This window comes from Variovorax sp. P4_D9 (assembly GCF_056401695.1).
Window position 1 is genome coordinate 1 of record NZ_JBFUIU010000320.1, and the last position, 9,849, is coordinate 9,849.

Below are 9,849 nucleotides of genomic sequence, written 5' to 3' on the forward strand. Positions count from 1 at the left end.
AGGCGGCGGCGCGCGGCCTCGCGGCGCCAGCGCAGCAGCTCCGCCAGGCTCTTGGGCTGAAACTCGATGTAATTGTTCTGGAAGCCGTCCGGGCGGTGATGCGCCTTTCCGGGGTCGTGGTACGGGTTCATCGTGTGGCGCCGACTCTAGCCGGCGATCAGCTTCTGAACCAGTTCGGCCGTGGTCGCCGCCGTGTACTTGCGCATCAGCCGGGCCCGATGGATCTCGACCGTGCGGTGGCTGATCGCCAGCGCGCGGCCGATCTCCTTCGAGGTCAGGCCCTTCATCACCTGGGCCGCCACCTCGCGCTCGCGCGGTGTCAGGTCGGCCTTGGCGGCCCGGCGCGAGCCCAGGTCCTCGAAGATCCAGATGCCGGCCTCGTGCGGCGCCTCGCGGTTCAGCGCCTGGCCGCTCACGTGGCACCAGAAGGTCTCGCCGGCGAAAACGCCGTGCAGGCCGCCCAGCCTTTTCATCATCCGGTTGTCGGCATAGCGGCCGCTGGCGTTCAGGATTGGTTCCATGCGCTTGCCGATGCGCTCGAATTCGGCGACGCTCGGGTACAGGACACGAAACGATTGGCCGATCAGCGCGCTGCGCGTGGCACCGAACATCTCGCACAGGCGCGCATTGCAGTCGACGATGATCCGGTGCCGCGACAGCACCATGCCCACCGGCGCCTGCTCGAAGGCAAGCCGGTAGTCGATGGCGGCGAGCGCGGTGTCGGGTGTGTCCATTACGAAATACTACGTATGCCAGTACGTAGTATCGTTCGGAGTTCGGATTTCAACCATCACCCTGCGAGGAACTATGGCGAACAAGATCTATCCTTCCGCCGATGCGGCGCTCAAGGGCGTCGTCGCCGACGGCCAGACCCTTGCCGTCGGCGGCTTCGGCCTGTGCGGCATTCCCGAGGCGCTGATCGATGCGCTGCACGACTCGGCCGTCAAGAACCTGACCTGCATCTCGAACAATGCCGGCGTCGACGGCTTCGGCCTCGGCAGGCTGCTCGAAACGCGGCAGATCAAGAAGATGGTCGCCAGCTACGTCGGCGAGAACAAGGAGTTCGAGCGCCAGTACCTGGCCGGCGAACTCGAACTCGAATTCACGCCGCAGGGCACGCTGGCCGAGAAGCTGCGCGCGGGCGGCGCCGGCATTCCGGCCTTCTTCACCAAGACCGGCGTCGGCACCCAGGTCGCCGAGGGCAAGGAATTGCGCGAGTTCGACGGCGAGACCTACGTGATGGAGCGCTCGCTGGTGCCCGACGTGGCGCTGGTCAAGGCCGACGTCGCCGACAAGTCGGGCAACCTGCGCTTCCGGCTGACGGCGCGCAACTTCAATCCGGCGGCCGCGATGGCCGGCAGGATCTGCATCGTCGAGGTCGAGAAGATCGTCGAGGTCGGCGAGATCGCTCCGGACGACATCCATCTGCCCGGCATCTACGTGCACCGCATCGTGCTCAACGCGGCGCCCGAGAAGCGCATCGAGAAGCGCACCGTGAGCGCGGCGGCGCCGGTCGATGCAGCGGCCGCCAAGGTCGAGGCCCAGGCCGTGATCGCGCAGGCCGCGGCCGGCGTCGAAGTGCCCGCCCCCGTCAAGAACACCACCAAAGGAGCCTGAGATGCCCTGGACCCAGGACCAGATGGCCGCACGCGCGGCGCAAGAACTCGAAGACGGCTTCTACGTCAACCTCGGCATCGGCATCCCGACCCTGGTCGCCAATTTCGTCGGCGACAAGGAAGTCTGGCTGCAGAGCGAGAACGGCATGCTCGGCATCGGCCCGTTCCCGACCGAGGACCAGGTCGACGCCGACCTGATCAACGCCGGCAAGCAAACCGTGACCACGCTGCCCGGCTCGGCGATCTTCGGCAGCCACGACAGTTTCGCGATGATCCGAGGCGGCAAGATCAACCTGTCGATCCTCGGTGCCATGCAGGTCAGCGAGAAGGGCGACCTCGCCAACTGGATGATCCCCGGCAAGATGGTCAAGGGCATGGGTGGCGCGATGGACCTGGTGGCCGGCGTCAAGCGCGTGATCGTTCTGATGGAGCACGTGGCGAAGAAGAAGGACGGCACCGAGGACCTCAAGATCCTCGAGAAGTGCACCCTGCCGCTGACCGGCGTCGGCGTGGTCAACCGCATCATCACCGATCTGGCCGTGTTGGACGTCACGCCCGAGGGGCTGCGCGTGGTCGAACTGGCCGATGGCGTGAGCTTCGAGGCGCTGCAAGCCAAGACTGGCGTCAAGCTGAAGCGCTGAGCAGCGCGCCGCATCCGCGCGGTGCGCGCTCTCAGCGCGTCGCCGGAGGTGCGGCCTGTGCCGGGGGCGCGGACGGGGCGGCCGGTGCCGCCGGCGGATTCGGCGGCAACTGGTAGCTCCAGGTCTCGCTGACCGGCTTGCCGTCCTGCATCAGGGCGGCCCGCATCTCGACCGGCAGCGCCGGGTTCTTCACCTTCACCCGCAATGCCAGGCGCCACCCCTTGATCGCCGGATTGCGGTCGATTCCGACACCGAGCAACTCGGCGTTGTCGCCCACGCTGACCTGCGGCTTCAAGTCGGTGCCGCTCGGCAGGCCGGCCAGCGCCGGGCCTTCGAAGTCGATCAGGAAGGCGCTGCTGCTGCCGTCGATCCGGCGGATCAGGTTGGCCTGCAGCTCTTCGTTTTCGGTGTGGAAGGTCTGCCTGACCCAGGCGTTGTCGGCGCCGTGCAGCGCGGGCTCGTCGGTGGTCCAGTGCATGCGATAGGCGAACTGCAGCATCTGGCCTCGCTGCGTGGGTGCATCGGGCGTCCAGAAGGCGACGATGTTGTCGTTGGTCTCATCCGGCGTCGGGATCTCCATCAGCGTGACCCGGCCCTTGCCCCAGTTGCCGTGCGGTTCGATCCAGGCGCTCGGGCGCAGGTCGTAGCGGTCCTTGAGGTCCTCGTAGCGGGAGAACTCGCGCCCGCGCTGCAGCAGGCCGAAGCCCTTCGGGTTGTCGACCTCGAAGGCGCTGATCGCGAGCTGGCGCGGGTTGTTGAGCGGCCGCCAGAGCCATTCGCCGGTGCCGGTGCGGATCGCAAGGCCGTTCGAATCATGGATCGCGGGCCGGAAGCTGCGCTTGAGCTCCGACTGCTGGTTCGGGCCGTACAGGAACATGCTGGTCAGCGGCGCGATGCCGAGGGTCTTGATGTCGCCGCGCACGAAGATGTTGGCCTGGACGTCGACCACCGCATCCTTGCCGGCGGGCGTCACGATGAACTGGTAGGCACCGGTGGCGCGCGGCGAATCGAGCAGGGCGTAGATGACCACCTGGCGGTCGTCCGGCGCCGGCCGCTGGATCCAGAACTCGCGGAAGTTGGGGAACTCCTCGCCGCCGGGCGGTGCGGTGTCGATCGCCAGCCCTCGGCTCGACAGCCCATACACCTGGCCCTTGCCGACGACTCGAAAGTAGCTCGCGCCGAGAAAGCTGACGATCTCGTCGAGCTTGTCGGGCTGGTTGACCGGGTAGAGCAGCCGGAAGCCGGCGTAGCCCAGTTGGCGGGTCGTGTTCTTGTCGAAGGCGAGGCCGCCGAAGTCGAAGCGCTCGGGGTCGTACTTGATCTCCCGCACGCCGTCGGCCGTGATCTCGTTGATCCGCACCGCCGAATTGAACTGCATGCCCTGGTGATAGAAGCCCAGCCGGAACGGCGTCTGCAGGTCGCTCCATTCGAAGCGGTCGGTGCGCGGCTGCATCTTCTGGTAGTCGGCGAACTGCATGCCGCTCAATTCCGGCGGCAGGTTGCTCACGGGCGCCACGTAGGGCTTGTTCATCAGCGCGCGGGCCTGCGCCGTGACGTCGTCGAGCGAGAAGGCCTGGGCCTGGGCGGCCCAGAGCAGCGATGCGGCGGAGGCCAGGGAGAGCAGTGCGAGCTTCGTTCCCTGGTGGCGTGCGGCGGTAAGAATCATGGACAGTGTTGGATGCAATATTCCTGCCGTGCCTCGGTTCGGTCCGACATACAGCGGCTTAGCTTAGCATCCGGGGCTCGACGATCCAGCCCCTCGCGGAGCGGCCGTGCGCGAGCGATTCGCTGCACGCTGAGATGTATCCATGAAAGTTACTGAATGAAGATGTCGTTTCTGCTGGCCCTGGCGGCCGGCCTGGCCAGCCCGCTGGCCTTCGCCCAGGCGCAGCCCGCCCCCCCGAAAAACAAGACGGCCTTCGTCACCGAACTCATCTCGAAGATGACGCTGGACGAGAAGATCGGCCAGCTGCGGCTGATCAGCATCGGCCCCGAGATGCCGATTGCGCAACTGGCGGACGAGATCGCGGCCGGCCGCGTCGGCGGCACCTTCAACTCGGTCAACCGCCCCGACAACCGCAGGTTGCAGGACGCGGCCATGAAGAGCCGGTTGAAGATCCCGATGTTCTTCGCCTATGACGTCGTCCACGGCCATCGCACGACCTTCCCGATCGGCCTCGGTCTGGCCTCGAGCTGGGACCTCGGTGTCGTCGAGGTGATGGCGCGCACCGCGGCCAAGGAGGCCAGCGCCGACTCGATCGACATGACCTTCGCGCCGATGGTCGACATCGCGCGCGACCCGCGCTGGGGCCGCACCTCCGAAGGCTTCGGCGAAGACCCGTACCTGGTGTCCGAGATCGCCAAGGCGGCGGTCAAGGGCTTCCAGGGGACGGTGCCGGTGCCGGCCGGCCGCATCATGACCAGCGTGAAGCATTTCGCGCTGTACGGCGCCGTCGAGGGCGGGCGCGACTACAACACGGTCGACATGAGCCCGATGCGCATGTACCAGGACTACCTGCCGCCGTACCGTGCCGCGATCGACGCCGGCTCTGGCGGCGTGATGGTGGCGCTGAACTCGATCAACGGCGTGCCGGCCACCTCCAACACCTGGCTGATGCAGGACCTGCTGCGCAAGGACTGGGGCTTCAAGGGCGTGGCCGTGAGCGACCACGGTGCCATCATCGAGCTGATCCGCCATGGCGTCGCCCGGGACGAGCGCGAGGCCGCCAAGCTCGCGATCAACAACGGCATCGACCTGAGCATGGCCGATTCGGTCTACCTGAAGGAGCTGCCCGGGCTCGTGAAGTCCGGCGATGTCAGCATGAAGGCCATCGACAGCGCCGTGCGCGAGGTGCTCGGCACCAAGTACGACATGGGCCTGTTCCGCGACCCCTACCTGCGCATCGGCGTGGCCAAGGACGATCCGCCAGACCTCAATGCCGACAGCCGGCTGGACCGCCCCGCGGCGCGCGAAGTGGCGCGCAAGTCGATGGTGCTGCTCGAGAACCGCAACCGCACGCTGCCGCTGGCGAAGACCGCCGCCATTGCGCTGGTCGGCCCGCTGGCCGATGCGCCGATCGACATGTTGGGCAGCTGGTCGGCGGCGGGCTACTCGAAGAACGCAGTCACGCTGCGCGCCGGCCTGAACTCCGCGGTCGCCAAGAACGGCGGTCGCGTGATCTACGCGCGCGGCGCCAACATCACGAACGACGAAAGCACCGTCAAGTACCTGAACTTCCTCAACTGGGACACGCCCGAGGTGACGCAGGACCCGCGTGCGCCGGCCGAGATGATCGCCGAGGCGGTGAAGGCCGCGCAGCAGGCCGATGTGATCGTGGCGGCGGTCGGCGAGGCGCGCGGCATGTCGCACGAGTCGTCGAGCCGTACCAGCCTGGACCTGCCGCAGAGCCAACGCGACCTGATCACTGCGCTCAAGGCCACCGGCAAGCCGCTGGTGCTGGTGCTCATGAACGGCCGCCCGCTGGCGCTGGTGCGCGAGCAGAAGGAGGCCGATGCGATCCTCGAGACCTGGTACACCGGCACCGAGGGCGGCAACGCGATCGCCGATGTGCTTTACGGCGACTACAACCCCGCTGGCAAGCTGCCGATCTCGTTTCCGCGCTCGGTCGGACAGATCCCGACCTATTACAACCACCCGCGGCTCGGCCGGCCCTTCACCGAAGGCAAGCCGGGCAACTACACCTCGCAGTACTACGAGGAAGTCACGGGGCCGCTGTACCCCTTCGGCTACGGCCTGAGCTATACGGACTTCTCGCTGTCGGACGTGACGCTGTCGAGCCCGACCATGGCGCGCAACGGCAAGATCGAGGCCGCGGTGAGCGTGAAGAACACGGGCCCGCGCGCGGGCGAGACCGTGGTGCAGCTCTACATCCAGGACGTGGCCGCGTCGGTGGTCCGCCCGGTCAAGGAGCTGAGGGATTTCCGCAAGGTCATGCTGCAGCCCGGCGAGGAGCGCGTGGTTCGCTTCACGATCGATGAGGAGAAGCTCAAGTTCTTCAATGCCCAGCTGCGCCGCGTGGCGGAGCCGGGCCGCTTCAACGTGCAGATCGGGTTCGACTCGCAGGCCGTGCGCGAGCAGGGCTTCGAGTTGAAGTAGTAGCATTCCGGCGAAAGGCCGCCCCATGAACGCCAACGATGCTTTGCGCAGCCTGTGGCTGCAGGCCGGATTGCCGGAAGAAGCGCTGGGCTTCGCGCAGCTCAGCGGTGCCGATCCGGTGTTGCCTTCGTCCTTCGCGGTGGGCGCTGCGGCGCAGTGCACGATCGCGGCGGCCGCGCTCGCGGCCTGCGAACTCGGCCACCAGCGCGGCGCCGCGCGACAGACGGTGAGCGTCGACATGCTGCATGCGGCGCTCGAATGCACCGGCTGGTTCAGCCTCGATGGCCGCGTGCCGGAGCTTTGGGACGCCTTCTCGGGGCTCTATCGCGCGTCCGATGGCTGGGTGCGCATCCATGCCAACTTCGCGCACCATCGCGAAGGCGCGCTGCGGCTGCTCGGGCTCGACCCGCAGGTCGCGCAGCGCGCCGATGCCGAAGCCGGGATGCGGGGCTGGAAGGCGATCGATTTCGAGGATGCCGCGGCTGCGCGGGGCCTGGTCGCGACCGCGTTGCGGCGCTTCGAAGACTGGGATGCGACGCCGCAGGGCAGGGCGCTGGTCGATCAGCCGCTGTTCACGATCGCGCGCATCGGCGATGCGCCGCCGTTGGCGCTGCCGCGGCTGGCCGAGGATCAGCGGCCGCTGGCCGGCGTGCGCGTGCTCGACCTCACGCGCATCCTGGCGGGGCCGGTGAGCGGGCGCGCGCTGGCGGCCTACGGAGCCGATGTGCTGCTGATCAACTCGCCGCAGCTGCCCAACATCGAGGCGATCGCGGACACCAGCCGCGGCAAGCTGTCGGCGCATGTCGACTTGAAGACCGCCGAGGGCAAGGAGACGCTGACGCGCCTGCTGGCCGATGCGCACGTGTTCGTCCAGGGCTACCGTCCCGGCGGGCTCGCGGCGCTCGGCTTCGTGCCTGAGGACACGTCGCGCATCCGGCCGGGCATCGTGCATGTCTCGCTGTCGGCCTATGGCACGCACGGTCCCTGGGCCGAGCGCCGTGGCTTCGATTCGCTGGTGCAGACGGCCATGGGCTTCAATCAGGCCGAGGGCGAGGCGGCGGGCGACGGCAAGCCCAGGCCGCTGCCGATGCAGATCCTCGACGAGGCGACCGGCTATCTGATCGCGATGGGCGCGGCCGCGGCCCTTTGGCGTCAGCAGCGAGAAGGCGGCAGCTGGCATGTGCAGGTGTCGCTGGCGCAGACCGGGCGCTGGCTGCGCGGATTGGGGCGGGTCGACGGGGGACTCGCGACGGCGGTGCCCGACCGGACGCCGTACCTCGAGACCTCGGCTTCCGGGTTTGGGGCGTTGTGCGGCTTGCGACACAGCGCGCAGTTGTCGCGCACGCCGGCGGGGTGGGCGCGGCCGTCGGTGCCGCCGGGGACGGATCCGGCGGTGTGGCCGTTGCCGCGCCTATAGTTGCTGTCGCGCCGTGCGGCAGAATCTTGTACCCGCGGCAAAGCCGAGACTCAAGGAACATCACACATGGGCGCCCAATGGAAAGCCAAGCACAAGGACCTGGCCGCCAATGCCAAGGGCCGCTTGTTCGGCAAGCTTGCAAAGGAAATCATGATCGCCGCGCGCAGCGGGGTCGACCCGGCGTCGAACGCTCGGCTGCGGCTGGTGGTCGAGCAGGCCCGCAAGGTCTCGATGCCCAAGGACACGCTCGAGCGCGCCATCAAGAAGGGCGCCGGCCTGACCGGCGAGGCGGTGCATTTCGATCACGTGATCTATGAAGGCTTCGCGCCGCACCGGGTGCCGGTGATGGTCGAATGCCTGACCGACAACGTGAACCGCACTGCGCCTCAAATGCGGGTGCTGTTTCGCAAGGGCCAACTCGGCGCCTCGGGTTCGGTGGCCTGGGACTTCGACCACCTCGGCATGATCGAGGCCGAAGCGCTGCAGGCGGGGGCCGACCCCGAACTGGCAGCCATCGAGGCCGGCGCGCAGGACTTCGAACGCGGCGAGGAGGGCGTCACGGTCTTTCTGACCGACCCCGTCGATCTCGACCTGGTCAGCCGTGCGCTGCCGGCGCAGGGCTTCTCCGTGCTGTCCGCGAAGCTCGGTTACAAGCCCAAGAACCCGATCGATCCGGCCAGCCTGAGCGCCGAGGCGCTGGAAGAGGTCGAAGCCTTCCTGGCGGCCATCGATGCGAACGACGACGTGCAGAACGTATTCGTGGGGCTGGCGGGGTAACTGTCGATGTTCCCGCCGGACCTGCTGTTCACCTACGTGCTGGCCTGCCTGGTGGTCGTTGTGGCGCTGCAGCGGCGTCGCGATTCAGCAACGGGCTGAACGTGGGGCGGGTCTGACTTTCATCGCCCTCGGGCCTGTCGGTGCTGGCGCTCAAGCAGCGGGGCTGAGCGGGGGGCGGGCTCACGCCGACGGTGTACTCTGCTCCGCGAATGTCCCCCGGCTTGCGGCCTCCTCCTTTATTTCGCTGCGCGGAGCACACCATCGACGTGATCCGTCACAGAAGCGGTCGTTGATCGACGATCAAGACACAGCGTTACCCGTGCCGAGGGCATCGGGTGGCCCCCGCAGCGAAATAAGGGAGGAGGTGAAGCCGGGGGACATGTCGGGGGTCACATTTGTCGCGCCTGGGTCAGAGTTGTTGACCTGGCTTGTTCACAATTTGTGAGCTACCCGGGGGACCTGTGGCATCCTCTAGCCACCTCTAGCCACCTCTAGCCACCTCTAGCCACCTCTAGCCACCTCTAGCCAGCCGCTGTCGGCCGGAAGCCGACATTGCAGAGTGACCCATCGGATCGCGTCAACGACCAGGCTCCTTGTCTTGGCGCCGTGAGCGCAAAAAATGCCCCATCGCGCGAGGCCACCATCGCCATGGAGGTTCCCATGAAGTACGACCGTGAGCTGCTCCTGCTCGGCAAGAAGCGAAACGAGGTCCTCGATCTTCACGAAGTCCAGCAGTACGGCCTGGACAGCTACGACGATGCCGACTACGTTTCACTCTACGGCTTGGCGCCGGCCGATTGGTTTGCCAGAGGTATTCGTGTGCTCGGACGCACTGCCGTCGAGTGCACGCGCGATCGCCTGGCCGCCGCGATCGCCGCTGATGTGGCGTTCGCCGCGGCTGGCGCCAAGGTCGGTTCGCATCTTGTGATCGATCCTTTCGCGGGCTCAGGCAACACGCTGTACTGGCTGCTGCGGCATCTGCCCGGGGCGGTCGGCGTCGCCTTCGAGAACGACGACTCGGTCTTCCGACTCACTTCCAGCAATATGGCACTGCTGGGCCTGCCGATACGCGTGGTCGACATCGATTTCGAGCACGGCCTCGAGCACACCGTCGCCGCGCAGGACGAGCTGGTGGTTGCGTTCATCGCGCCGCCTTGGGGCCGCGCACTGGATCCAGAATCGGGTCTGGACCTGAGCCGCACTGAGCCGCCTGTCGAAACGATCGTGGATCGCCTTGCCAGCCATTTTCAGTGCACCAAGCTGCTTTGTGTCGTTCAGGTC

At 67.2% G+C, this 9,849-nt stretch carries 8 protein-coding genes; 6 read left to right on the top strand and 2 right to left on the bottom strand.

Features of this window, described 5'->3' with window-relative positions; translation table 11 throughout:
* Positions 1-146 precede the first annotated feature (146 nt).
* A complete protein-coding gene (locus AC1DY5_RS28835; protein WP_478116977.1) occupies positions 147-734 on the bottom strand; it encodes a LuxR C-terminal-related transcriptional regulator in 588 nt (195 codons plus the stop codon).
* A 73-nt stretch (positions 735-807) separates the two neighbouring features.
* On the opposite strand from AC1DY5_RS28835, the gene AC1DY5_RS28840 reads away from it, so the two are divergent.
* Positions 808-1,617, top strand: a complete 810-nt coding sequence (locus tag AC1DY5_RS28840; protein WP_478116979.1) for a CoA transferase subunit A — start codon at positions 808-810, stop codon at positions 1,615-1,617.
* A 1-nt stretch (position 1,618) separates the two neighbouring features.
* Complete coding sequence (locus AC1DY5_RS28845) at positions 1,619-2,257, top strand: 3-oxoacid CoA-transferase subunit B (protein WP_478116981.1); 639 nt, start codon at positions 1,619-1,621, stop codon at positions 2,255-2,257.
* 31 nt (positions 2,258-2,288) lie between these two features.
* Here the strand turns inward: AC1DY5_RS28845 and AC1DY5_RS28850 are convergent, their stop codons facing one another.
* Positions 2,289-3,923: a glucan biosynthesis protein G gene (locus AC1DY5_RS28850; protein ID WP_478116982.1), complete on the bottom strand. Its 1,635-nt coding sequence runs from the start codon at positions 3,921-3,923 to the stop codon at positions 2,289-2,291.
* Between the two features lie 162 nt (positions 3,924-4,085).
* Between AC1DY5_RS28850 and bglX the strand changes: the two genes are divergently transcribed.
* From bglX to AC1DY5_RS28870, 4 genes are all read left to right on the top strand, one after another.
* A complete protein-coding gene (gene bglX / locus AC1DY5_RS28855; protein WP_478116990.1) occupies positions 4,086-6,374 on the top strand; it encodes a beta-glucosidase BglX in 2,289 nt (762 codons plus the stop codon).
* Positions 6,375-6,399: 25 nt separating this feature from the next.
* Positions 6,400-7,791, top strand: a complete 1,392-nt coding sequence (locus tag AC1DY5_RS28860) for a CoA transferase (protein ID WP_478116984.1) — start codon at positions 6,400-6,402, stop codon at positions 7,789-7,791.
* Between the two features lie 66 nt (positions 7,792-7,857).
* A complete protein-coding gene (locus AC1DY5_RS28865) occupies positions 7,858-8,568 on the top strand; it encodes a YebC/PmpR family DNA-binding transcriptional regulator (RefSeq protein WP_478116986.1) in 711 nt (236 codons plus the stop codon).
* 660 nt (positions 8,569-9,228) lie between these two features.
* On the top strand, positions 9,229-9,849 hold a 621-nt coding region (locus AC1DY5_RS28870), incomplete at its 3' end, for a hypothetical protein (RefSeq protein WP_478116988.1).